The following is a 23,733-nucleotide window of genomic DNA, read 5'->3' on the forward strand; positions in this document are numbered from 1 at the left end:
GACCGATGCGATACGTGCTGCTGATCCGCCCCGAGGATCACCTGGTTCTCGGGGTGAGCTGGACCGGATGCGTTCCCGACGGCACCGGCACGCTCACCGCCGAGGACAACGCCCGGCTCACCGTGCTGTTCCCGCCGCAACATGTGGGGGAGGAGTGCTCGCCGCCGTTCTCGGACGCACCGGTGACCCTGGCGGCGGGAACGACCGGAGCCCTGGTTCCCGGCTGGCGTGCGGTGCTCGCCGGACCCAGCCGGATCGTCGTGGCGGTGCCGTCGGGGCAGCGAATCCCTTTGACTGTCCAAGGGATTCTGGATGCGGTGATGAATGTGCCACTGGTCGTCGACTCGGGCGCAACCGCCATCGAGATTCCCTGGCGCACGATCCTGGTGCCCGAAACATCCGCGACCACCTCCGGCCGAGGGCGCGCCCGGTTCGACGGTCGTGGCACGAGCAGGTCCGGCGACGGATCGGTGGTCTGCAGGCATACCGGTGCCACCGCGCCGAACGGGGTGCGTGCGCTCTGGCGCACCAGGCTGGTCGACGCGGGAACAGCCGAGGCAGTGACTCTTTCGGATGCGCGGTTGGCGGTGCGCGTCGTCGACCACGACATCGCGAACACCCTCGATCCCGACTTCGCCGACAACACCCTCGGCACCCCGCGCGCGGTACGCACCCGCCTCGTCGCGGAGACCGCGAGCAGCCCGGCGACCGTGTCCCGTCTCGAATTGAGCACCCTCGGTGGCACCCTGCACGCGAAGGGCGCCTGGACGGCATTCGAATGGGAGCAGCGCGCGGTACTCGGCCGGGACATGCTGGTGCGCGCGCGATTCGAGGGTGTGCTGTACCCGCTGGGACATCGAGCGGAATACCTCGAGGTCGTGACCAGGGAGTTCGACCCGTCGGCGGGCGGGGCGGCGGTGCTGCGGCGGATCGGGGTGCTCACTGTTCTCGAACCGGTGCGCCACCCACCCGAGGACGCCGCGCTGCGCCGCCGGTTCCCGCTCGGCACCGTAGAGATAGAACAGACGACCTTCACCGACCTCGAATCGCCCAATGCCGGTGCGGGTTGGCAGCTCACCGGCCTGCCAGGAGTGGGCGAGCAGGCCACGCATTTCCAGCCGACCACCACGGCCGGATCGCCGGTGCGGTTCCCGATCCGGTGCGTCACCTCGACCGGTGTGCTGACCTTCGGGGTGCCGCTGCTGTTCGTCGCCGAGATCGACCTCAGCGGTGGCACCTCGCTCACCGACCCCGGTCTCGCGCAACGGCTTCGAGACGATTACGGCAGCGTCGCGGTGTCGGTCGCACCGACACCCCTGGATCTGGCGGGGGCAGGTGGCCGTGGCCGCGGCGACATCCACGAGGTCCACGGCCTGACCCTCACCGGCCTGGCCGAGCATGCCCTGGCCGACGGGTACCGCGCCGGGCTCGCCCAGCTCGACATCGCCCTACCCGCACTGCGCGTGTTGCGCGGCGACGACCGCCTCACCTCGGTTCGCCTGTCGGAGAACTACTTACGCGACGGCGCCGCCGACATACTGCTGGAAATGCTGCCGGATCAGGCCCGCGATATCGACTTCGCCGGCGACGCCGCACGCTCGGGTGGCCTACTCACCCCGAAGTACGTCACCGACGCCATCTCCCGCACGCTCGGCCCGGTGAACCTGCGAGCACTGCCCAACCCGGCGACCGGACTCATCGACCCGGCCGCCCTGTTCCCGTCGGATCAGGCCCAGCTGCTCGGCTTTCCGCTACGCACCCTGCTGACCCAATTGCGACTACCACCCGAGATCACCGCCGTACCACGGGTCGGCGCACCACCGGAAGTCCAGATGAACTGGCGCGATATCGCCCTGCGGTCGGTCGGCACGTTCGTCGCAGGACCGGGCACGCGACTCGGCCTGACCATCGTCGCCGCACCCGGCCGCAACGAAACCCGGTGCACTGTCGAGGAATTCACGCTCGAACTGCCGCCGGGCCCCAAGCGAGTGCTGCGCCTGAGCTTCGCGGCACTGACCTTCACCCAGCGGGGCGGCGCCGCACCCGAGGTCGCCGTCGACGGCCTTCGGGTCGAGTTCGTCGGCGCCTTGAATCTGCTGAAGGAACTCCAGGATCTGGTTCAGCTCGGTGACATCGGCAAGATGCTCGACGTCAGCGCTCGCGGTATCACCGTCCGCTACGCCCTGCCCTTGCCACCGGTCACCGCCGGGGCGTTCGTGATGCGCAATATCGCCCTCACCTCGGCCGTCGACATCCCGTTCGACGGCAGACCGGTCGGGTTCACCTTCGGGTTCGCCAGTCGGGCGAACCCCTTCCAGCTCGCGGTGATGATGTTCGGTGGCGGCGGCTACCTCGAGATGCAGCTCGACCGCGACGGACTGCGCCGCTTCGAGGCAGCCCTGGAATTCGGGGCGTTCGTCGCCGTCGACTTCGTCGTCGCCTCCGGTGAGGTGCACGCGCTCGGCGGCGTGCGGTTCACCCTCGAACCCGACGGCGCGGTCACCCTGTGCGGGTACCTGCGCATCGGCGGCTGTGTCGAGGTCCTCGGGCTGATCAGCGTCTCGATCGAACTGTGCCTGTCGCTGACCTACCGGTCCGAACGCAACGCCCTCGTCGGCCGAGCGACCCTGGTGATCGAGGTCGACCTCACCCTCTGGTCGGACAGTGTGGAGATCGACAGCGGCGAATGGGTGCTCGCGGGCGGGGCCGCCCGCAGACCGGCGCTGCGCGACCGCGACACCGCACTGGCTCAGTGGCTCGAATACCGGGCCGCGTTCGCAGGAGTAGGGCAATGAACGAAGCCGAACACTTCCGGATCGTCGCCGATGTGGCACTGCCCCACTCGGTGAGCCGGGTCGCGGTGAGTCGCGACGGCAGGCGGGTATTCGCGGGCACCGGGTGGTCGCTGTTCGGGAACGACGGCGGCGGCACACCGGGATCGAGCATGCTCGACGGGACCACGGGGCAGGTGCTCTGGAGCGATGCGGGCGCCAGGTGCTTCGATGTGGCCTTCACCCCCGACGGCGAGGCCTTCGTGTTCACGGGCGTGAACGACGCCGAGGAGCGGTGGGTGTCGTTGTTGCGCACCGCGAGCGGCGACGAGGTGTGGTCACACCGGGGTGGTGGCTTTCTGGAACTCGGTCCGGACGGTACCCGGCTCGCCCTCATCGGGATACTCGACGACGGCGCGGACGGCGAGTACGCACAGAACATCGTGTTCGACGTGGCGAGCGGCGCGGTGCTGTACCGGCAGGGAGGTTCCATGACCCGGCCCCGATTCCGGTCCGATTCGACGCTGCTGTGCACGGGCTGCCCGTCGCTGGTCGACCTGGCGACGGCAACGCCGCGCTGGTTGCTGGGAGACCACACGAACATCCCGTCGGCCGCCGAATTCACCCCCGGCGGTGACGGAGTGATCTTCGCGAGCGCCACTTGGGGCACCATCACCACCTACGAACTCGAGGTCGACGCGACCGGTGCGGCTGTCGCGCGTGGCGCCGTCGACGCACCGGAACTGGCGAACATCAACACCTGGTTCGAGAGCCTGTTTTACAGTCCCCGTCGCGAAACCCTTGTGCGCGTGGGCAACAACGACATCGCTCTGCTGTCGGTCGTCGACGGTGGCGTGCGCAGGACGCTGCCGGTTCCGGGGAGCGGTCCGTTCGCCGGTGCCTTCCTGCCGCACGGCGAGCGGCTCGCGGTGAACGTCGCGATCCCGCCCGCGACGGATCCGGCAGGGGTGAGCGTCATCGAGACCAGCGGTGAGTCGGTCGTCTGGTCGGATCCGGGGCACACCGTGTGGCACCTCGCGGTCACGGGCGACGGCGCCGGGCTCGTCACCGGCGGTGAAAACGCCGTCCGCATCTACGAATTGGGCACCCCGGCGCGGTCACGACGTGACTGCGGCGCTCGCATCGGCGCCGTGGCGGCCAGTGCGGGCGCGGCCGGGATCGTCGCCGCCGCGGCCGAAGCGAAACTCGTCGTCTTTCGCGCCGCGACCGGTGAGCTGATGCTCGAACGGGTGCACCCCGGTCCGATCGGTGCCGTGGCGGTGAGCCCCGACGGACACGGCGTGGTCACCGGCAGCAGCGACGGCCGGTGCAGGCACTTCGACACGCTGACCGGTGCCCGGTGGACCGCGCGCCACAACGGAGCGGTCAACGCGGTTGCCTTCAGCGACAACGGAACCCGGATCGCCACCGCGAGCGCCGATCGCACCGCCCGCTTGTTCGATCGGGTACCGGGAGCCGATCCGGAGAATGTCACCGAGCTGTGGGCGCATCAGCATCCACTCGCCGTCACCCACGTGGTGATCGGTCCGGGGGCCGCCTGGGTCGCCACGGTGGCCCTGGATCGTAAAGTGCGCATCCTGGCCGGGACGACCGGCACCGAAGCGCATCCACCGTTCGAACACGACGCCAAGATCCGGGGGCTGTGTGCCCGCGCGAACACGCTCGTCACCGCGAGCGAGGACGGCAGCACCCTGGTGATCGATGCGTCGACCGGGGTACGGCGCCTGCGGATCGAGCATCCGGGCCCGGTGACGGTGCTCGCGCTCACACCCGATACCGGGCTGCTCGCCACGGCACGCGGAGAGGTTGTCGATCTGTGGCGTATCGACGGCGAGCGGGAAGTCCTCGTGCACCGGCTCACCGCGCGGGCCACCGTCAACGACCTGGTGTTCGCGGCGAACGGCACTCTGATCGTCTCCGCCGACGACCCGGTCGTCGCGGTGCTCGACCCGGTCACCGGACGGGAGATCGACCGGTTCCTGCAGCCCATGCCGATGAGTCGGCTGGCCGCGGGCGCCGACGGCCGGGTGGTCGTCGGCGCCTGCACCGACAATGTCGCACGCGTGTACGAGGTGGACGATGAGTGAAATGCTCTGGGTGGCAGTACCGTCCGGCCGCGACGGCGCCGAACTGTCGTTGCGGGTGCTGGTCGTCCCCAGGCTCGCCGAAGGCACCCTGGTCGACTTCGGGCTCGCGGACTGGCCGTCGCTGCTGAACGACCAGACGGGCTTCGAACTGCGCGTGCGCACCGACGCGGGGGAGCGGGTCGTCGCCACGGCGCCGCGCCTGGTCAGGCGGGCCCGTTCGGAGCTGTGGCACGAATTCTTCGGCGGCGACGCGGGTTTCGTGCGCCAGTGGGAGGACCGCACAGTGCGCCCGCCCCAGGTGTCCGATACGGCGGCGACCGCGACGAAGGTCGCCGCGACCTTACGCACCGTCACCCGCACCGGCGCCGAACGCCCACCGGAGGAGACCGAGGCGGCGGTGCGCGAGCAACTCGCCACCTGGGACGGCACCGCCACCCCGCCCGTCCCCGACGACAACGAACCACCCCCGCCGGTGGTCGCCGACTTCCACCGCACGGTCGCCAACCTCCGCGAACATCCGGCGGTGCTGCTCGAACTCGGCCTCGTCTTCGAACTCCGCTGTTCCGCGACCGACCTGGCCGAGGGGACCGCGCTGCTGAGTGTGCGCTGCGTCGACCCGCCGTTCCTGCGCAACCTGGTCACCGCACCGTTGACCCGTTACGAACTCACCACGACCGGCTTCCGGCCCGCGCCCGATCCCGCGGCGTCCTCCGGCATCCGCGCGGGCATGCTCGACCTGTCGGACTCGGTCTCGCTCACCGACCCCGCCGCTTCCGCCGCGCCGCGTCGCTGGGCCGTCGCGACTTTCGACATCGACGGTGGCGCCGACGCTTTCCGCCAGGCTGCCCACGATTTCGCCGCCAACGCCCCGGCGAATCCGGTGCTGCCACCGGTCCGTTCCAGCGGCATCACCCTGCTGCAGCCGGGTCGCGGCCGTGAGTACCGCGCGCGCAGCGGCGCCGGTGCGCGACGATCCCGCGACCTCGGTGACGCCGTGTTCACCGCCGAGGACCTCGTGCTCGGCTACCGTGTCGACATCCGGCGCGAGGGCACCCCGTGGCTGTCGGTGTGCGCCCGCGACGCCGGTTACCGCGTGAACGGTGTCGACATCGTCGCAGGCCGGGAAGAGGGGCATGTGAAACCGTTCGCCGCCGTTCGCGGTGCCGACGGGCAGCTGCGTGCCGACGAGGTGGTGTTGCGCTGGGACGGATGGAGCCTCGCGCTTCCGTCGCCCAACCTGCGCGGCGACACGACCGGCCCTGCGCGTAACCCCGCGCATCCCTTGCCTTTCGACTTCACCTGGAACTACTCGGTGCCGCCGCGCAGCATGCCCGCGTTGCGTTTCGCCGACCTGTATCAGGTGCGGGTGCGCATCGCCGATATGGCCGGTGGCGGGCTCACTGCCGCCGAACTCGACGACGCGACCGTGGCGAGCACGGCGGTGAGCTATCTGCGGCACGACCCGGTGCCGCCGCCACAGGTGCACGGGCCCGCCGCGCTCGCGGCAGGTGCGGCGGTCACCCGGCTGGTCATCCGCAGCGATGTGGACCGCGGCGTCGCCGACCTGCACGCCGAAAACCCGGACTACCCCGTTCGCGATACGCGAGTCCTGCGCGCACCCACCGCCGCGCTGTCGCTGATCGAACAGCACCGCGTGCTCGATGAACGCACCGACGAGGAATCCTTCCAGCTCGCCCAGCGAGCCATGGACACCGACGGCAGCGGCGCGGGCCTGCCCGATCCGGTCGCCAGCGGGGTGCGCGCCCAGGTGCGGGCAGGCGAGGCGGGGCTCGGCGCGCCCATCGGCGACCACAGCGCCTGGTCGCCCGCATGGCCGCAGTACGCGCCCAAAACAGTTGAACTGCACGACAATCGGGGTGCCGAACCGATCACGGTCCGCTGGAACGGTGACGTGCTGAGCGTGGGGCTCGCGAAGGGAAAACAGGCCAGGATCGAGCTGAGCTCCACCCTGGACGGGGAACTGTCCAACCACCTGGCCATCAGCGACGCCCTCGCCGGCGGAGCAGGCGAACCGACGATCTCGCCCGACAGCACCAAGCTCGGCCGCAATCCCGCCGTCACGCCACCGGTGCGGGTCGACGTGGTCCACGCAGTGAAGCATCCGCTGCGCGAACCTGTCTGGGAGCTGCCGGAAGGCATCGTCCATCGGGAACCCAACGACCCGACCGCGTTGCTCACCCCGACGTTCACCGACGCGGGTCTCGATCCGCACAGCACCGGCCGGCTCGGGTTCTCCGCCACCTGGACCGATGTCACCGACACCGGAACCCACGCCACCGCCGCACACACCCCGAGGACGCACACCGACCTGCACAGTCAGGTCGTCGAGCCCGGCGAGATGCCGTCGGTGCGGCTCAGACACGAATTCGGTGACACCCGCCACCGCACCATCACCTACACACTCGAGGCGGCGAGCCGCTACCGGCAGTACTTCGCGGCCACCGATCCCGAATCCGACTTCGCCGTCGCCCACACGCAGGCCCCCGTCGTCATCGCTTCCAGTGCGCGGCCCACGGCGCCGACGGTGCTCGGGGTCGTACCCGCCTTCGCGACGCACATCGCCAGGACCGGAGCCGATCGACTCGAATTCAGCCGGGACAGAGGCCGCATTCGGGTCGAGGTCGCACGCCCCTGGTACGAAACGGGCGAGGGGGAGCAGCTGGCGGTGGTGCTCGCACCGACCGCCGATCCGACTCCGACGGTGGCCGCCACCGTGAGCCGGGCCGGACGCGACCCGCTGTTCGGTACACCGGATCTGCCGTCGTTCCCGCAGACCGCATGGTTCCCGTCGGCCGTCGAGCCGGAAGAGGTGGTCGTTCCCGAGCTCGGTGAGTTCGTCGCTGTCGCACCGCATTCGGTGTCGCCCGGAGGTGACCGGTGGTTCGCCGACGTGGACATCGCCGTTCCGGAGGAATATCAGTCCTATCACCCGTTCGTCCGGCTCGCGGTCGCCCGCTACCAGCGACACAGCCTCGACGGCATGAGCTTGTCGCCGATCGTGGTCACCGACGCGGTGCCGTTGCTGCCCGACCGGCAGGTGGTCGTCGATCGGTCGGGGGACGAATTGCGCGTCGGTGTCGAGGGTACGTCACCGAATCCGCTGAACCGGCTGGAGCTGCGCCTGGAGTCCTGCCCGGCGGGCCTCACACCCGAGTCCGTCGATCTCGTCGTCGATGATCCGGCCGAACAGCAGGGCCTGGCGGTGTGGCGGCCGGTCGGCGCTGCGGTCGAACGGGCCGAGGACGGCGGCATCGCGCCGCTGACGATGCCCGCGACTCCCGATCATCTGCGCCTTCGCCTGTGGGAAACCGAGAATCTCGTGGGACCGGAAGTCGCGGAACTGCCCGGTGAATTGCGGACGCGCACAGTCTTCGTCGCCACGATGATGATTCCTCCGGAGTGGTACCGAGCGTGAGAGAGGGTGCGGGCGCCACCCGCACCCCCCGATTTTCACGGTGTGAACGGTCGCTGTTCGAGGAAATCGGCACCCGCGTTGAGCGGGTACAGGTTCGGCACCTGATCCGGCGGCATGATGTTCATGATCTGCCGATGGAACTGGGTGTACCCGCCCGTGAAGGCACCGTTGGCCCACACCTCGAGCAGCGACCCGGTGAACTGGCCGTTGACCGGCCCGTCGTAGGACAGCTGCGAATCCTGGCAACCCGACAACAGCACCACGCTCGCGCGCAGATCCGAACGCGACTGCGGACCGCTCAAGCGCTGCACGAAGGAGTACAGCTGCCTGCGCCGCTTGTTGTCCTCGGACTGCACCTCACGCGGCATCGCCTTCGGGCTGCCCTGCACCACCGTCGGCGCGGCCGGTGCGTCGGCGTAAGCGCTCTCTGCCACGTTCGCGATGGCCGCGCGGCTGTCGCGCGTGAAGGCGTCGCGCACCACGGTGCCGCTGTGACAGCTGTCCGAGCACACCACCACCCGCACGCCCGCCGCGAACTGACGCCACATCTGGAACAGTTCGTCATCGACGATCTGGCGGTCGAATGCCACCCAGGTCTCGTCCTGATTGTCGTCCTCCTCGCCGTCGACGTCCCACGCCTGACCGCCGTGCCCGGAATAGGTGATGAGCACGAGATCGCCCGGCTGCGCGTTGGTCGCGAGCTGACCGATCTCGCCGATGATCGCGAACGAGGTGGCCGCGCTGTCGAGCAAGGTCACCGAGGTGGCGAAGCCTTGCGCGGCGGCCAGCGCCGCCATGGAATTCGCGTCGTTCACGCAACCCGCGAGTGCGCCGTCCCAACCGCCGTAGGCGCCGGGATCGACCCGATTCAAACCGATGTGCAACGAATATCCGCTCACTGCCGTTCCTCCATCCGAGCCGGAATTGTCGAAAGTCGCCGAATTGTTCGGCACTTCTCATCCTCGGGATGCGGCGCCGAGGCCGATAGCGTGGCGGACTACCCGAATACGGCGGTGCGAAATCGGGTAGTGGATTACGCATTCGATGGACCGGGTCCGCGCGCGACCATCGATGGACAAAGATTCTCCCGCCGAGAAAGGGCAGAGAAATGTTGCAGGCAGACAGCAGTGACGCGGTCGTCGCGGCGAGCGCGGACACAGTGGAAGAAGCGGATTTCGAGTCGACCAAAGCGGGATACTCCGCCGTCGAGGCGATGGGCACCCGGGCAATCGGGGAAACGAATATCACCTCGATCTTCTGGGCGCAGAAGGGTTTGCTCACCCATGGCACCGGCGCCTGGGTGTTCGGTTTCCCGAATGCGACGGTGCGCGCCGACAGCCAGGTCTCGGTGAGCCTGACCGAGCGGGACAACAACGGCACCCCGTTTCTCGGTTTGGCGACCACGCAGGTGCTCAATGTGGTCCCGCATGCCGACGGCACCATTTCGGTGCGCTATCACGTCGGCTGGAGCAGCAATATCAGGGTGCTGTTCAACTTCATCATCGTGAATTGAACGCCCGGCAGTGTCGCGGTACACCGGGCCGGCCCGACAGCGTGGTCGGTTCCGGTCGCCGGTGTTCTGCGGCAGTCGCGGCAGCGCTTGTCGACGACAACGAGGTCGATCGCGAGCGGGCCACGACGTCCTGCCGTCTAGGATCTCGGTCGTGTTCGGGCCGATGCGGCGAGAACCTGCTCGGTCTTGGTGGCGCCGGTCGCGATCGCGAGGCCGAGCCCGTGCACGGCGTCCTCGAGGGCCTGTTGCGCGGCGGCGGCGCGCAGATGCAGGCCGACGGGTGAATCGCCGGGTGCCGCAGTGATTTTCATCGCGAGCTCGAGCAGATCGAGCTCGCCGGTCTGCCAACGTTCGACATCGGCGTACAGGGCACCCAGCGCGACACCGGTCCACCGCAGGGCGGTCACCGGGCCCCGCGCGCGCAGCCGGTCGACCGCGACACCCGGTGGCGTGCAGCTCACCAGGAACTGTCGCTGCGCGGAGGCGAGCGCCTCGGTGACATCGACCCCGCGGTCGACGAACGCACCGAGGGAACCGGCGGGCCACCCACTGATCGCCGACGCCGACAACATGCGCCGGGAACCGCACCAATCGCGTTCGATGCGGTAGCGCACCCCGTCGTCGAGGAACGGGCGTGCCCATCGGCCGGTCAACTGGGCGGGCGCACACGGTCGCAGCTTCACGGTGAGGTCGTCGTCGGCCCCGCTGCGCAACCGGATGACCATCCGGCCCGCCAGCAGGTCCGGTGAGCCGGCCAGGGTGGGTTCGGCGAACCAGATGTCGCGGACAGCGGCCGCCGCCGGGTCGCAGCCGAGGTGCCGCAGCGCGAGCGCGACGTCGGTGTCGAGGTTGACCTTGATTTCGATCGGCGTGATCACCCGGAGCCCCTTCGGTCGCTGGTAGCGGACACGGCGCGATGTCCACGGATCAGCGTCGCCCACCCCGGCCCGGCCGCGCGCGCGTAGTCCGCTACCCCAACGCGGCGCACTCCGCTCACCCGCGGCGCTGAAGTAGTCGACTACTCGTGACAGCCGGGTACGCGCGGCGGAAACTGAGTCGATCCGGTCCCGTACGCGTGGAGTTCGTGGAGGTTCCCGATGATCGACGCCACTCACCAGACCAGCGCGCGTGACACCGCGCCCGATCGATCTCGCATCACGAATGCCCTGGTCACGGCGGCGGAAGTCCTCGACCGCCGGATCGGTTGGTTCCGTTTGCCGACGCCGCTGGGCCTGGCAGTGCTCGTCGGGTTGCGGGCGAGACTGCGGGCTCGGAACCTCTTCGACACCGGCCCGCACCCCGACGGCCCGCTCCCGCCCGGCCGGCCCGGCGAGCACCGCACGCGCACCATGGACGGCACCTACAACACTCCTGGCGATCCGCGCGCGGGCTCGATCGGCTGCCGATTCGGCCGCAACATTCCCCTCGACCACACTCGTCCCGAGGACAGCGCCCGCATTCTCGACCCCGATCCACGCACCGTCAGCACCGCGCTGCTCGCTCGCGAGGAGTTCCGGCCCGCGACCACCTTGAATCTGCTTGCCGCGGCGTGGATCCAGTTCGAGGTACACGATTGGTTCAGCCACCGGCCTGCCGATGCCGAACCGTTCACGGTCACGGTGGCCGACGGCGATTGGCCCGAACCCACGATGACGATCCCGCGTACGGCAACCGTGCCCGCACCCGATCCCGCCGACCCGCCGACCTTCGTCACCGGCGAATCGCACTGGTGGGACGCCTCCCAGATCTACGGCGGCACAGCCGAAGCAGCTGGCCGTCTGCGCTCGGGCAAACTCGGTCAGGTCGTCATCGACGAGCTGGGCCTGCCACCGCTGGACGCGGAGAACCTGGTGGCCAGATCGCCTGCCGCCGCCAACGCTTGGGTGGGGCCGGCCCTGCTGCACTCGCTGTTCCTGCGCGAGCACAACGCGATCTGCGAGCGCCTGGTCGCCCGCTATCCGGACCGCCGTGACGACCAGTGGCTCTACGACACCGCCCGCCTGATCAACGCCGCCCTGATCGCCAAGATCCACACCGTCGACTGGACACCGGCCGTGATCGCCCACCCCACCACCGTCGCCTCCTTGCGCGCCAACTGGTTCGGGTTGCTCGGTGAACGGATAGCGCGCCGCTTCGGCAGGCTCGTCGACAACGAAGTCCTCTGCGGCATACCTGGTTCCGCGCGCGAAGACCACGGCGTCCCGTACTCGCTGACCGAGGAATTCGTCGCCGTGTACCGGATGCATCCGCTGATCCCCGACGAACTCGCTGTGCGCAGCCTCGCCGACGACAGGGTGCTCGCCCGCCTTCCCTTCCCGGAGCTCGGGGTGCGCCACATCCGTCGGCGTCTGGCGGAAAACCCGATGGACACGCTGCTGTATTCCTTCGGCCGGGCCAACCCGGGCGCGCTCACCCTGCACAACTACCCCGAACACCTGCGCCGCCTCGACCGGGGCGAAGACCAGCCACTGGACCTGGCGACCATCGACATCCTCCGCGTCCGGGAACGAGGTGTGCCGCGCTACAACGAGTTCCGGCGGCAACTGCGCCTGAGGCCCGCGCGTTCGTTCGACGATCTCACCGACGACCCGCGGTGGGCGCGTGAACTCGCGCAGGTGTACGACACCGTCGAGGACGTCGACCTGCTGATCGGCCTCTACGCCGAGCCCAAACCGCCCGGCTTCGGCTTCGGCGACACCGCTTTCCGGATCTTCGTGCTGATGGCCTCGCGCAGACTCTCGGCCGACCGGTTCTTCACCACCGACTTCCGGCCCGAGATCTACACCGAGGCGGGCATGGCCTGGGTGCGCGACAACACGATGCGCACCGTGCTGCTCCGCCATTTCCCCACCCTCGCCCCGGCCCTGACCGGCGTCGCGAACCCCTTCGCCCCGTGGAGGTCCCGATGACGACCTACCTGCGCTACCGCGACGATCTCGAACACCCACGTGCCGACGAGGAGCGCGATATCGACCGGATCATCGCGGTACTGCGCACCAACAACGAACGTGCCTTCCGAAAGTACAAGCGGGGCCTGCGCGACGCGCACGCCAAGAGCCACGGCATCCTGCGCGGCGAACTCACCGTCCACGCCGGCCTGCGACCCGAACTGGCACAGGGCATGTTCGCCAGGCCCGCGACCTATCCGGTGATCGCCCGGTTGTCGAGCACCTCCGGGGCCATCCGCAGCGACCAGTTGCGCGGCGTGCGCGGGCTCGGCATCAAGGTGCTCGGTGTGCACGGCCCGCGCGCGCTACCCGACGACGACGCGACCACCCAGGACTTCATCATGGTCACCCATCGGGAGTTCCTCTTCGCCGACGCACACGCCTACCTCACCAAGGGCATGCCGACGGCCTGGGTGCTGGCCCGCCTGCCCGATACCGCTCTGCGGGTGGGCAGCGACCTGATGTCCGCGCTCGACACCCACGTGCTGCGCCGCGTCGGCAAGGGCGTGCCACCCAATCTCGCCGTCTTCGTCGCCCCGAACACCCATATCCTCGGCGAGACGTTCTACACCTCGGCGCCGCTGCGCCACGGCGACTACGTCGCCAAACTGCTCTACGCCCCGGTGTCGCCGGAAGTCGTTGCGCTGCAGGGCCGCCCGATCGCGACATCGGCTGGCGTGAATGCCCACCAGAACTCGGTGATCGACTTCTTCGCCAACCACGGCGCCACCTACGAACTACGCGCCCAGCTGTGCACGAACATCACGAGCATGCCCATCGAAGACGCCACCGTCGACTGGCCCGAAACCGAGTCCGCGCATCAGACGGTGGCGACCCTGCGCTTCGACCGGCAGGATCCCTACACTCCGCAACGCCGCGCCTACGGCGACGAGGTGCTCTCGTTCAATTCCTGGCGCGGGCTCGACGCGCACCGGCCCCTCGGCTCGATCAACCGGCTCAAGAAGCGGGTGTACGAAGCGTCGAGCAACTACCGCCACGACGTGGGCAACGCGCCACGCATCGAACCACGCGACGCCACCGAGCTGCCGCCGTGACCAGCACCGCACCCACCCGTGCAGCGCCCGTGCCCGGCGCGTTTCGTTGTGGCGTCGTCGCAGGACAACTACACTTTTCGCCCATGGGCGGACTGTGGCAGCTGCTCGATCGCCCCACCGAGTACGAAGCTGTCCACCGCGCGCTGACGAGCGGCGAATCCGGTGGCGTGGTTCTCGTCGGCGCGGCAGGCGTCGGCAAGACCACACTCGCGCGGCTCGTCACCGCCGCCCTCCCCGATCCCGTGCGCTGGGCGGCGTGCACCGCCTCCTCCCAAGCCATCCCGCTCGGAGCCTTCGCGCCCTGGATCGCCGCCTCGGCGTCACGCGACCCGCTCGCGCTTCTGCATTCCGCACGCGAGAACCTGCTGACCGTGCCCGGCACCGTGCTCGGCGTGGACGACGCCCACCTGCTCGACACCTTGTCGGCCACCCTCGTGCACCAGATCGCCGTCGACCGGGGCGCCCGCGTTGTCGCCACGGTCCGCAGCGGCGAACCGGTACCCGACGCGGTCACCTCGCTGTGGAAGGACGGCTACCTCGAACGAATCGAGCTGGCGCCGTTCACCAAACAGCAGTGCACCGGCCTCGTGCAGTCCGTACTCGGCGGAACACTCGAAGGGCTCAGCGCCGATGTGATGTGGGAATCCTCCGGCGGTAACCCGCTGTTCCTGCGCAATATGGTCGAGGGCGCGGTGGAGGCGAGCACCCTCACCGACGTCAACGGGGTCTGGCAGCTGCGCGGGCCGACCGCGGTGCCCTCCGGGCTCGTCGCGTTGCTCGACGAACGGCTCACCAGGGCGGGTAAACCGGTGCTCGACGTGCTGGAGATGCTGGCCGTCTACGAGCCGCTCGATATCGACATCCTCAGCGAATTGGTTGGTGTGGATGCGGTCGACGCGGCCGAATCGACCGCGTTGATCCGGGTGTGCAGGCACAACGGTGCCGTCGATGTGCGGTTCAGCCATCCGCTGCTCGGCGAGGTGGTGCGCCGCCGCGTCGGCACCGCAGCCGCACGCGCCCGGCGCGGACGCCTCGTCGATACGCTGCGCGACCGGGATCTGAGCACGCCCGCGCATCGCATCCGCTTGGCCAGGTTGTGTGTCGATAGCGACCGGCCCGTCGACGTCGACCTGCTCATCGACGCGGCCAAAGACGCTGTGGCACTGGCGAATCTGCCGCTCGGCGAGCAGCTCGCCCGGGCCGCCTGCGAACGCGGAGGCGGGCTGCGCGCGGCCGAACTGCACTCCCGTGCGCTGCTGTGGGAGGGCAGACCACGCGAGGCCGACAGGATCCTCGCCCGCTTCGACCCCGACCGGCTCGACCCCCTGCAACTGGTCCAGTGGGGAGTGGTGCGGGCGAGCCTGCGCTTCTGGTCGCTCGGCGACGTCGAACACGCCCGCGAACTCGTCGACCTGCTGCGGGCGCGGGTCGAATACCCCGCCCTGCGGTTGACCGTCGATGCCGCGGCGGCGGCGATGGCCGTCCACGAGAACCACATCGCCGAGGGCATCGATGCCGCGCAGCGGGTCATCGCCGATCCCGAATCACCCCGCCAGGCGGTCGATTTCGCTGCCTTCGCGCTCGGTCTCGCCTTGCCGGTCGCCGGTCGTGGCGCCGACTTCGCGCCCATCGCGGCACGCAGCCGTGCGCAGCAGAAGGCGACCGACGGGCTCATCCGGGTGATGGTCCGCTACGGCGACGTGCTCGCCCTCACCACCATCGGCGACCTCGACCTCGCCGAACAGCGGGCCACCGAGTACCGCGAGTTCTCCTCGGCCGGGCAGTTCGCCGGCTGGGCGGTGGCCCGCATCGCCGCCGGGGTGGTCGCCACCTATCGCGGCCGGTTCCGCGACGCGATCACCGCCTTCGAGCAGGCACTGGCCGCCCTCAATGCCGAGGCCTCGTTGCCGTGGAAACTGCCCGCGCGGTTGCTGCTGGCCCGCGCCTACGCGGCACTGGGGGAGGTGGAGAATGCCGAGCGCGTCCTCGGTGACGCCGAAGAACACAGGGGGCCGCATATGGCTCTGCACGAACCGCAGCGCGTCATCGCCCGCGCCTGGCTCGCGGCGGCGGAACACCGACCCCACGCGGCGGTGGAGCTCGCCCGCACGGCAGCCGATATCGCCCGTCGCGCAGGCCAATTCGCGTTGGAGGCCGAGGCGCTGCACCACGCCGCGCGTTTCGGCGACCGTACCGTGGCCACCCGGCTCGCCGCTCTCGCCGCCCGCGTGCAGGGCCCGATCGCCGGGCTCTACGCCCGGCACGCGGCGGCGCTGGCCAAGGCCGACCCCGCCGCCCTCACCGAGGTGAGCGAGGAGTTCGAGGCCGCAGGCTTGTTGTTGTCGGCCGCCGACGCCGCCGCCCAAGCCGTCCCCATCTACGACCACGCCGGACGGCGCCACCCCAGCGCCGAGTCCGCCGCCCGCGCCTCGGCCCTCGCCGCCCGCTGTGACGACGCGGGAACCCCCGCCGTCACCGCCGCCGCCCGCCCACTGCCCATCACCGAACGCGAACGCGAAATCGCCGCCCTGATCGCCCGAGGCCTGTCCAACCGGGCCATCGCCGAACGCCTGTGCGTCTCCATCCGCACCGTCGAAGGCCACATCTACCGGGCCTGCATCAAACTCGACGTAGCCGACCGAGACCAACTCGCCCGCCTGATCCGCAGCCGCTGAAGTCGCGACACACCGCCCAGAGCTATCGGTGCTCAGGGCATTTCGATGGTTTCGGCGCGGGCGACTTCTTCGATGGCGCGGGTGATGCTGTCTTCGGTGGGGATTCGGGTTGCTTCGGAGAGGTGGGCGATCAGGAGAATGGCGGCGGGGTGGGGGTTCGTCGGTGGGTGGTCGGGGTGTTCGTCGATGCCGAGGGCGCCCGTGAGGGCGGTGGCTACGGTGGTCGGGTCGAGGGTGGGGAGCCAGGGGAGCGAGTGGCGCAGGACGTCGGTCAGGACGGTGCGGATGTCGTCGGCGGCGAGACCGTCGGGATGGGCGGCCTCGAGGAGTTCACGGATGACGGCCGACAAGACGATGGTCACCTGGTCTGCGGGCAGGTCGGCCAGATCAGCAGTGTGTTCGAGGAAAGCCGATTCGTCGCTGGTGCGTGCGGCGGCGACGCACGCCGCGACAGTGGTCGCGATGGCGCGGGCAGGCGACGGCCAATCGGACGGCCACATGGTGCTCCTCAGGGTAGATCGCGCACGGGTTCGCGCGGGGGCGCCGCCAGCCTAGCGAGCGGGGCATCAGATTCTCGCAGTATCAGAATCTAGTCGCAGAACGTTAGTTTTTGAGAACGCGATAGACAGTTGCGCGCGACACCCCGAAGCGCCGGGCGAGTTCCGCGGCGTCGACTCCGGAATCGCGCGCCCTCCGCGCCTGCTCGGCCTGTTCCGCCGTGAGCGCTGTCGGTCGCCCGCCGTTGCGCCCACGGGCCGGGCCACGTGCCGTCCGAACACCCGTGTCGCCGAGCAGAGCCCGCGCGCCGTCCAGGATCAGGGCACGCAGCCGTTCGATCGGTGCGTCGCGGAACAGCACCACCGGATCGGCCAGCCCGGCCACCACCTGGCACGCCCGCACACGCTGTTCCAGTCCGGCTCCCGGCCCCGCCACGAGGTCGTTGGCCAGCGCGATCGCCGCCCGGAAACGGTCCGCGATCGGCGCCTGGACGAGCAGGCTCATGTCTTTGACGAGCATGGTGAGTGTCTGCCGGTGGCGCAGATGCACATCGACATACCCCTCGATGGTCCGCCACCGCACGTCCTCGGCATCGGTGCCCGCCTCCGCCTCGGCCAGGGTTGCTTCCAGCTCGTCGAGCAGGGGCACGGTGAGCTGGTGCAGGATCGCCTCTTTGGAGTCGAAGTGGTAGTAGAGGGCGGCCTTGGTGATGCCCACCTCGTCGGCGATGGCCTGCATCGAGGTCGCCCGGTAGCCGCGCGCGGCGAACAGGGAACGCGCGGCCGCAAGAATTCGCTCGGATGTCATCGCACCACTTACCTCGGGTCAGTCTGGACGCTACGATTACTTACCAAGAGTCAGTCTAGTGAGGCGGGAGCAAGTCCTGTGCGAACCCGAGTGTCGTTCCCCTCCGGAAACAGCCGGTGCGTCGGCTACCTGGAGCTCCCCGAGGGCGGGAGAGCCCTGCCCTGTGTCGTCCTGTGCCACGGGTTCAGTGGGACGATGGACCGCCTGTTCGACCACGCGCGACAATTCGCCGAAGCGGGCTGGGCCACACTGGTTTTCGACTACCGAAGCTTCGGCGAGAGCGACGGCGAGCCCCGGCAGGTCCCCGACATCGCCGGACAACTCGACGATCTGCGCGCCGCGGTCGCCTTCGCCCGCGCGCACGACTGCATCGACCCCGAGCGCATCCTGCTGTGGGGCAACTCGCTCGGCGGCGCCCACGCGATCACCGTCGCCGCCACCGACCCGCGCATCGCCGCGGTCGTCGCGCAGATCCCGTTCAACGGATTTCCCGAGAAGGTCGAAGGCCGCTCGGCCGCAGACAACCTGGCATTGCTGGCCGCCATCATCTTCGACGCCGTGCGCGGCAAACTCCGCATGCGGCCCTACTACATCCGGATGGTCGGCGCGCCGGGCGAACTCGCCGTCACCGCCTCCGCCGACGCCGAGCGGCACATCGCCACCCTCACCGGCGGTGGCGAAACACTCTGGCGCAACAGCATCGCCCCGCGCGCCCTGCTGTCGATGATGCGATACCGCCCGGCCGAATCCGCCGCACGCCTCACCTGCCCGCTGCTCGTCTGCGCCGCCGCCGACGACCGGGAGACACCCCTCGACACCAGCCGCGAGCTGGCAGAACGAGCACCCGACGGCCGATTGCGCGTCTACCCTGGTACTCACTTCACCTTCTACACCGAACCGGCGCTGCGCACCCGCGTCGTCGCCGATCAGATCGAGTTCTTCCGCCACGCCTGCGATCGGGTGTGACGTGCAGGGTTGGCGCTGATCACACCGGGTATCCGCGTGGTACCCCTGAGTGGGAAGGATGCGATGACGATGCGCGGACGACGTAACCGACGTGATCGAGAAGTACGCGAAGTACGAGAAATCCAGGCCCGACCACCTCATCAGACCATCAAGTCACTGTTCTCGCTGCTGGTTCTCGCCTGGCTGCTGGCCGGGTTGGTCGCGGCGTTCCAGCGGGACTACTTCACCGACACCCCGACCAACTGCGGCGACTGGGGGACCATCGCGCTCACCGTGGCGGCGGGTCCGCTGAACTATCTCGGCATGAACCCCAAGGTCGGCGAATGCCAACTGCCCGAACCCAGCCAATGACCTGACTATTTGGCATCCCCGTAGCACTGCACCACCGCCGTGGTGAAGGGGAACCGCACCGGAGTCTCCCCGAACGTGAGCCTGCCCGCCAGGTCGGCCGCCGCAGCGATCGCCTCGGCGACCACCGGCGCCTCCTCGGCTGGGCAGTGCACGATCACCTCGTCGTGCTGGAAGAACACCAGCTCGGCGCGCATCTGCGCGATCGCCTGCCGCAACGCGGCCAGCACAAGCAGGGCCCAGTCGGCCGCGCTGCCCTGCACCACGAAATTGCGGGTGAAGCGGCCCCTGGCGCGCGCCGCCGAACCGCTGCGCTCGGCAGGGGGCACATCGATCTCTTCCGGAGTGGCCGACACCGGTGGGCAGGTCCGGCCCAACCAGGTGCGTACCAGCCGACCCTCCTCCCCGGCGTAGGCCGCGTCGTCGACATAGGCCACCGCGGCCGGATATCGGCGCCGTAGACCGGCGAGATGGGTGAGCGCGTCGCCGGAGGTCTGGCCGTAGATGGCGCCGAGCAGCGCGAGCTTGGCCTGGGCCCGGTCGCCACCGAAACCACGCGCCGCCAGATCCGCGTACAGGTCCTCGCCGCGACCGGCCACCTCCATCAAACCGCGGTCACGGGAGATGGCGGCCAGCACCCTCGGCTCCATCTGATCGGCATCGGCCACCACCAGAACCCAACCGGGATCGGCGCGGATCGCCTGCCGGATCACCTTCGGAATCTGCAGGGCGCCACCACCATTGGTCGTCCATCGCCCCGACACCGTTCCACCCGGCAGATACTCGGGCCGGAATCGGCCACCGTGCACCCACTGCTCGAGCCAGGCCCAACCGTGCGCGGTGTGCAAGCGGTAGAGCGTCTTGTACGCCAACAGGGGCGCGACCGCCGGATGATCGATGCGTTGTAACTCCCATTTACGCGTGGAGGACAACGCGACTCCCGCCCGCGCGAACGCCCGGATGATGTCCTGGGGAAGATCGGGCCGCACACGGGTGCCGAAGGCGCGCGACACCTCGTCGGCGAGTTCTGCCATCCGCCGGGGTTCCGCCCCACCGGGAAAACGTTCACCGAGCATGGTGTCGAGCAGTTCGCGGTGCACGTCGGCCCGCCAGGGAATACCCGCGCGCGACATTTCGGTCGCCACCAGCATGCCCGCCGATTCGGCCGCGATCAGCAAGCGCATCCGATCAGGATGTTCGGTCCGCTCGGTCCTCGCGAGCTGCGTCGCGTACACCTCGACCAGCGCGGTGAGCTCGTCGGTGCCGGGCGGCAACGGCACCGGACCCGAATCGAACAGCGAGGGTTGCGTCTCGGCGCTCCGCACGGGCGCGTCGGGTGGGACGGGCAGGTTCCGCAGCCGCGCCCAGGCCGCCGCCAACGACCGAGGCTGACCGGATTGCCCCTGCTCGTACCCGATCAGCAATGCCTCGGCCGCCTGCACGTCGTAGCAGCGTTCCACGCGCACACCCGCCGCGAGCAGCGGCCGGTAGATCTCGGCGGTGGACCGCCACACCCACCGGCCCACGTGCGGGCGTGCGCGGATCGCCTCGACCAGCGACGGCTCCGTGACGACCGGACCGGCCGGACGCCCGTCCTGGTCGAGCGGGCACAGGCGAGCGCCACCGTCACCCGTCTCCGCCACCGCCCACCGCATGCGCAGAGTCTGTCAGCAGGGTCCGACAACCACTGTTTACCGGCCCGGGTGCCGGGTAAGCGGCCCACGATCGGGAGAACCCGGACAGGAGGTAACGCGATGGCGCACACGCAGACCGGCCCGCCCACGCAGCACACCCGGTCGGTCACCGAACTCGTCGACGACGCCACCAAACAGATCACCCGCCTCGTGCGCGACGAGCTGCAGCTGGCACGCGTCGAAATGCAGGACCGCACAAAAGGAATCGCCCGCGGCGCGGGCATCGCCGGAGCGGGCGGACTCGTCGCGTTCTACGGCGGCATCGCGCTGACCGTCGCGGCGATCTTCGCGCTGGCGCTGGTACTGCCCGAATGGGCGGCCGCGCTGATCGTCGGCGCCGCGCTGCTCGTGATCGGCGCGATCCTGGCGCTCGTCGGGAAGAAGAACGTCAGTTCGGCCGCACCGCCCATACCGCAGGAAGCCGTGCACGGCATCAAGGACGACATCGACACCATCAAGGACGGGAGCAGACGATGACCGACGACCCGGAGGCACTGCGCCGGGACCGTGACCAGGCCCGCCGGGAACTCGGCGAGACCGTCGCCGAGCTGACCGACAAATTCGACGTCCCCGCCCGCACCAAGGACAAGGTCCACGAGACGACCGAAGCGGCCAAGCACCGCGTCACCGACGCCAAATACCAGGCGCTCTACACCGCCGACAAGGCACGGGACAAAGCCGAACAGGTGGTCGGCAAGGTCGAGTCCTCGGTCCCCGACCCCGTGGTCGACCGAGGCAGGCAGGCCGCGGACCTGGCCGCCCGCAAACCCCAGGTTCCGGTCGCGGCGGCCGCGGTGTTCGCCGCCCTGCTGGTCTGGTTCCTCGCCCGGCGGCGGCGCGCATGAAAACGCTGTACAAACCGCTCGGCATGGTCGTCGGCGTGCTCGGCGGCATCGCCGCGAGCGCGGTGTTCAACCGGGTCTGGGGCGCGGTGGCCGACGGTGGCGACCCGCCGACCTCGACCACCCGCAACGCGACCTGGCGGGAAGTGCTGCTGGCCGCCGCTCTCCAAGGCGCCATCTTCGGCCTCGTGAAAGCCGCCGTCGACCGGGCGGGCGCCACCGGCTACAAGTCGCTCACGGGAACGTGGCCCGACTGACGAGGACAGGAGAACCATGTCGGAACAGGTAGGCGATTACGTGCTGCGCCGGCTGCGGGAATGGGGTGTCGAACAGGTCTTCGGATACCCCGGCGACGGCATCAACGGCCTGATCGCCGCCTTTGGACGGGCCGACAACACACCGCGTTTCGTGCAGAGCAGGCACGAGGAGATGTCGGCGTTCCAGGCCGTGGGTTATGCCAAGTTCAGCGGCCGGGTCGGCGTGTGCGCGGCGACATCGGGCCCCGGTGCCATCCATCTGCTCAACGGTCTCTACGACGCCAAGCTCGACCACGTGCCGGTGGTGGCGATCGTCGGGCAGACCGCCCGCAGCGCCATGGGCGGCAACTATCAGCAGGAAGTGGATCTGCAGGCGCTGTTCAAGGACGTGGCATCCGAATACCTGGTCGAGGTCAATGTCGCCGACCAGCTGCCCAACGCCTTGGATCGAGCATTTCGCACTGCCCTCGCCCGGCGCGCGCCGACGGCGGTCATCATTCCGGCCGACCTGCAAGAGGAACCCTACGAGCCGCCCGCGCACGCCTTCAAGGAGGTGCCGTCCAGCCCGCCGAGCGCACCGCTGACAACCTCGGTGCCGGTGCGATCCGAGCTGGAACGGGCGGCGGCCGTGCTCGATGCGGGCACCAAGGTGGCCATGCTGATCGGGCAGGGTGCGCGCGACGCGGTGGACGAGGTACTCGAGATCGCGGAACTGACCGGTGCGGGCATCGCCAAAGCACTGCTCGGCAAAGACGTACTCAGCGACGAATTGCCGTTCGTCACCGGCTCGATCGGCTTGCTCGGCACCCGCCCCAGCTACGAACTGATGCGCGACTGCGACACCCTGCTCATCATCGGCTCCAACTTCCCCTACAGCCAGTTCCTGCCCGAATACGACCAGGCCCGCGCGGTGCAGATCGACCTCGACGGCGCCCTGATCGGAATGCGATACCCGACCGAGGTGAACCTGGTCGGTGACGCGAAAGCCACACTGCGCCAGCTCATTCCACTGCTACAGCGCAAGGACGACCGCTCCTGGCGCGAGACGGTCGAAGCGAATGTGGCGCAGTGGTGGCAGACCGTGGAGAACCAGTCCATGCTCGATGCCGAACCGGCCAATCCCATGCGGATCGTGTGAGAACTGTCGCAGCGCATCCCCGACGACGCGATCGTCACCGCCGACTCGGGCTCCTCCACCACCTGGTATGCCCGTTGCCTTCGCATGCGCGGCACCATGCGGGGATCGCTGTCGGGCACGCTGGCGAGCATGGGCGAGGGCGTGCCGTACGCGATCGGCGCCAAATTCGCGCACCCGGACCGGCCGGTGATCGCCATCGTCGGTGACGGCGCCATGCAGATGAACGGACTCAACGAACTGCTCACCATCCAGCGCTACCAGGACCTGTGGCCCGATCAGCGGCTGATCGTGTGCGTGTTCCACAACAACGACCTCAACATGGTCACCTGGGAACTGCGCGCCATGGGTGGTGCGCCGAAATTCGAGGAATCGCAAACGCTTCCGGACGTCTCCTACGCCGATATGGCGCGCTGCGCGGGCATGGTCGGCATCAGCGTGGACAGGTCCGAGGACATCGGCCCGGCCTGGGACCGTGCGCTGGCGGCGGATCGCCCGGTGCTGCTCGACATCCGCTGCGATCCCGAAGTGCCGCCCCTGCCGCCGCACGCGACCGCCGACCAGGTCAAGGACCTGGGACGTGCTGTGCTGCAAGGTGACCCAGGCGCATGGCGGCTGCTCGTGCAGGGAGTGAAGTCGAAGGCGCAGGAACTTCGCCGGTGAGCGTGGTGGCCGACCGA

At 69.4% G+C, this 23,733-nt stretch carries 17 protein-coding genes and 1 pseudogene; 13 read left to right on the forward strand and 5 right to left on the reverse strand.

What is annotated here, in order from left to right; translation table 11 throughout:
* Positions 1 to 5 precede the first annotated feature (5 nt).
* The 3 genes from AB0I19_RS03400 to AB0I19_RS03410 are packed head-to-tail and all read left to right on the forward strand — an operon-like array spanning position 6 to position 8,315.
* Positions 6 to 2,795, forward strand: a complete 2,790-nt coding sequence (locus AB0I19_RS03400; RefSeq protein ID WP_357143865.1) for a hypothetical protein — start codon at positions 6 to 8, stop codon at positions 2,793 to 2,795.
* A complete protein-coding gene (locus AB0I19_RS03405) occupies positions 2,792 to 4,879 on the forward strand; it encodes a WD40 repeat domain-containing protein (RefSeq protein ID WP_357143867.1) in 2,088 nt (695 codons plus the stop codon). The genes AB0I19_RS03400 and AB0I19_RS03405 overlap by 4 nt, the downstream gene beginning before the upstream one ends.
* Positions 4,872 to 8,315 carry a hypothetical protein gene (locus AB0I19_RS03410; RefSeq protein ID WP_357143869.1) on the forward strand — a complete coding sequence of 1,148 codons (3,444 nt, stop codon included), beginning with the start codon at positions 4,872 to 4,874 and terminating at the stop codon, positions 8,313 to 8,315. Before AB0I19_RS03405 ends, AB0I19_RS03410 begins: the two co-directional genes overlap by 8 nt.
* Before the next feature lie 35 nt (positions 8,316 to 8,350).
* Here AB0I19_RS03410 and AB0I19_RS03415 read toward each other — a convergent pair whose 3' ends face one another.
* On the reverse strand, positions 8,351 to 9,214 hold the full coding sequence (locus AB0I19_RS03415) for a caspase family protein (protein ID WP_357143871.1): 864 nt from the start codon (positions 9,212 to 9,214) through the stop codon (positions 8,351 to 8,353).
* Between the two features lie 209 nt (positions 9,215 to 9,423).
* Between AB0I19_RS03415 and AB0I19_RS03420 the strand changes: the two genes are divergently transcribed.
* Positions 9,424 to 9,828: a hypothetical protein gene (locus AB0I19_RS03420; RefSeq protein WP_357143873.1), complete on the forward strand. Its 405-nt coding sequence runs from the start codon at positions 9,424 to 9,426 to the stop codon at positions 9,826 to 9,828.
* Between the two features lie 137 nt (positions 9,829 to 9,965).
* On the opposite strand, the gene AB0I19_RS03425 is transcribed toward AB0I19_RS03420, so the two are convergent.
* Positions 9,966 to 10,706 (reverse strand): hypothetical protein, encoded by a 741-nt coding sequence (locus tag AB0I19_RS03425; RefSeq protein WP_357143875.1) that lies wholly within the window; start codon positions 10,704 to 10,706, stop codon positions 9,966 to 9,968.
* Between the two features lie 219 nt (positions 10,707 to 10,925).
* Between AB0I19_RS03425 and AB0I19_RS03430 the strand changes: the two genes are divergently transcribed.
* From AB0I19_RS03430 to AB0I19_RS03440, 3 genes are all read left to right on the forward strand, one after another.
* On the forward strand, positions 10,926 to 12,737 hold the full coding sequence (locus AB0I19_RS03430; RefSeq protein ID WP_357143876.1) for a peroxidase family protein: 1,812 nt from the start codon (positions 10,926 to 10,928) through the stop codon (positions 12,735 to 12,737).
* Complete coding sequence (locus tag AB0I19_RS03435) at positions 12,734 to 13,831, forward strand: catalase family protein (RefSeq protein ID WP_357143878.1); 1,098 nt, start codon at positions 12,734 to 12,736, stop codon at positions 13,829 to 13,831. Before AB0I19_RS03430 ends, AB0I19_RS03435 begins: the two co-directional genes overlap by 4 nt.
* Positions 13,832 to 13,914: 83 nt before the next feature.
* Positions 13,915 to 16,506, forward strand: a complete 2,592-nt coding sequence (locus AB0I19_RS03440; protein WP_357143880.1) for a LuxR C-terminal-related transcriptional regulator — start codon at positions 13,915 to 13,917, stop codon at positions 16,504 to 16,506.
* A 32-nt stretch (positions 16,507 to 16,538) separates the two neighbouring features.
* On the opposite strand, the gene AB0I19_RS03445 is transcribed toward AB0I19_RS03440, so the two are convergent.
* Both AB0I19_RS03445 and AB0I19_RS03450 read right to left on the reverse strand, forming a co-directional pair.
* Positions 16,539 to 17,006, reverse strand: a complete 468-nt coding sequence (locus AB0I19_RS03445) for a hypothetical protein (protein WP_357143882.1) — start codon at positions 17,004 to 17,006, stop codon at positions 16,539 to 16,541.
* 103 nt (positions 17,007 to 17,109) lie between these two features.
* Positions 17,110 to 17,811: a TetR family transcriptional regulator gene (locus tag AB0I19_RS03450; protein WP_357143884.1), complete on the reverse strand. Its 702-nt coding sequence runs from the start codon at positions 17,809 to 17,811 to the stop codon at positions 17,110 to 17,112.
* Positions 17,812 to 17,901: 90 nt separating this feature from the next.
* Between AB0I19_RS03450 and AB0I19_RS03455 the strand changes: the two genes are divergently transcribed.
* Both AB0I19_RS03455 and AB0I19_RS03460 read left to right on the forward strand, forming a co-directional pair.
* Positions 17,902 to 18,777: an alpha/beta fold hydrolase gene (locus tag AB0I19_RS03455; protein WP_357145107.1), complete on the forward strand. Its 876-nt coding sequence runs from the start codon at positions 17,902 to 17,904 to the stop codon at positions 18,775 to 18,777.
* Between the two features lie 147 nt (positions 18,778 to 18,924).
* On the forward strand, positions 18,925 to 19,128 hold the full coding sequence (locus AB0I19_RS03460) for a hypothetical protein (protein WP_357145110.1): 204 nt from the start codon (positions 18,925 to 18,927) through the stop codon (positions 19,126 to 19,128).
* A gap of 5 nt (positions 19,129 to 19,133) precedes the next feature.
* On the opposite strand, the gene AB0I19_RS03465 is transcribed toward AB0I19_RS03460, so the two are convergent.
* Positions 19,134 to 20,780, reverse strand: coding sequence for a bifunctional 3'-5' exonuclease/DNA polymerase (locus AB0I19_RS03465; RefSeq protein WP_357143886.1), 1,647 nt, complete (start codon positions 20,778 to 20,780; stop codon positions 19,134 to 19,136).
* 99 nt (positions 20,781 to 20,879) lie between these two features.
* Between AB0I19_RS03465 and AB0I19_RS03470 the strand changes: the two genes are divergently transcribed.
* From AB0I19_RS03470 to AB0I19_RS03485, 4 genes and pseudogenes are all read left to right on the forward strand, one after another.
* Entirely contained in the window at positions 20,880 to 21,296 is a 417-nt protein-coding gene (locus AB0I19_RS03470; RefSeq protein WP_357143888.1) for a phage holin family protein, read from the forward strand.
* Positions 21,293 to 21,664, forward strand: a complete 372-nt coding sequence (locus AB0I19_RS03475) for a DUF3618 domain-containing protein (RefSeq protein ID WP_357143890.1) — start codon at positions 21,293 to 21,295, stop codon at positions 21,662 to 21,664. The genes AB0I19_RS03470 and AB0I19_RS03475 overlap by 4 nt, the downstream gene beginning before the upstream one ends.
* Positions 21,661 to 21,918 (forward strand): DUF4235 domain-containing protein, encoded by a 258-nt coding sequence (locus tag AB0I19_RS03480; protein ID WP_067489661.1) that lies wholly within the window; start codon positions 21,661 to 21,663, stop codon positions 21,916 to 21,918. Before AB0I19_RS03475 ends, AB0I19_RS03480 begins: the two co-directional genes overlap by 4 nt.
* Positions 21,919 to 21,934: 16 nt before the next feature.
* Positions 21,935 to 23,716 (forward strand): annotated as a pseudogene (locus AB0I19_RS03485) (thiamine pyrophosphate-requiring protein).
* Positions 23,717 to 23,733: the final 17 nt, after the last annotated feature.

This window comes from Nocardia sp. NPDC050413 (genome assembly GCF_040655475.1).
GTDB classification, from domain to species: Bacteria; Actinomycetota; Actinomycetes; order Mycobacteriales; family Mycobacteriaceae; genus Nocardia; species Nocardia coubleae.

Excerpts from the sequence above, each read along its gene's own strand:
- AB0I19_RS03400 (WP_357143865.1), top strand. The coding sequence starts at position 6 with ATGCGATACGTGCTGCTGATCCGCCCCGAGGATCACCTGGTTCTCGGG.
- AB0I19_RS03405 (WP_357143867.1), top strand. The coding sequence starts at position 2,792 with ATGAACGAAGCCGAACACTTCCGGATCGTCGCCGATGTGGCACTGCCC.
- AB0I19_RS03410 (WP_357143869.1), top strand. The coding sequence starts at position 4,872 with ATGAGTGAAATGCTCTGGGTGGCAGTACCGTCCGGCCGCGACGGCGCC.
- AB0I19_RS03420 (WP_357143873.1), top strand. The coding sequence starts at position 9,424 with ATGTTGCAGGCAGACAGCAGTGACGCGGTCGTCGCGGCGAGCGCGGAC.
- AB0I19_RS03430 (WP_357143876.1), top strand. The coding sequence starts at position 10,926 with ATGATCGACGCCACTCACCAGACCAGCGCGCGTGACACCGCGCCCGAT.
- AB0I19_RS03435 (WP_357143878.1), top strand. The coding sequence starts at position 12,734 with ATGACGACCTACCTGCGCTACCGCGACGATCTCGAACACCCACGTGCC.
- AB0I19_RS03440 (WP_357143880.1), top strand. The coding sequence starts at position 13,915 with ATGGGCGGACTGTGGCAGCTGCTCGATCGCCCCACCGAGTACGAAGCT.
- AB0I19_RS03445 (WP_357143882.1), bottom strand. The coding sequence starts at position 17,006 with ATGTGGCCGTCCGATTGGCCGTCGCCTGCCCGCGCCATCGCGACCACT.
- AB0I19_RS03450 (WP_357143884.1), bottom strand. The coding sequence starts at position 17,811 with ATGACATCCGAGCGAATTCTTGCGGCCGCGCGTTCCCTGTTCGCCGCG.
- AB0I19_RS03465 (WP_357143886.1), bottom strand. The coding sequence starts at position 20,780 with ATGCGGTGGGCGGTGGCGGAGACGGGTGACGGTGGCGCTCGCCTGTGC.
- AB0I19_RS03470 (WP_357143888.1), top strand. The coding sequence starts at position 20,880 with ATGGCGCACACGCAGACCGGCCCGCCCACGCAGCACACCCGGTCGGTC.
- AB0I19_RS03475 (WP_357143890.1), top strand. The coding sequence starts at position 21,293 with ATGACCGACGACCCGGAGGCACTGCGCCGGGACCGTGACCAGGCCCGC.
- AB0I19_RS03480 (WP_067489661.1), top strand. The coding sequence starts at position 21,661 with ATGAAAACGCTGTACAAACCGCTCGGCATGGTCGTCGGCGTGCTCGGC.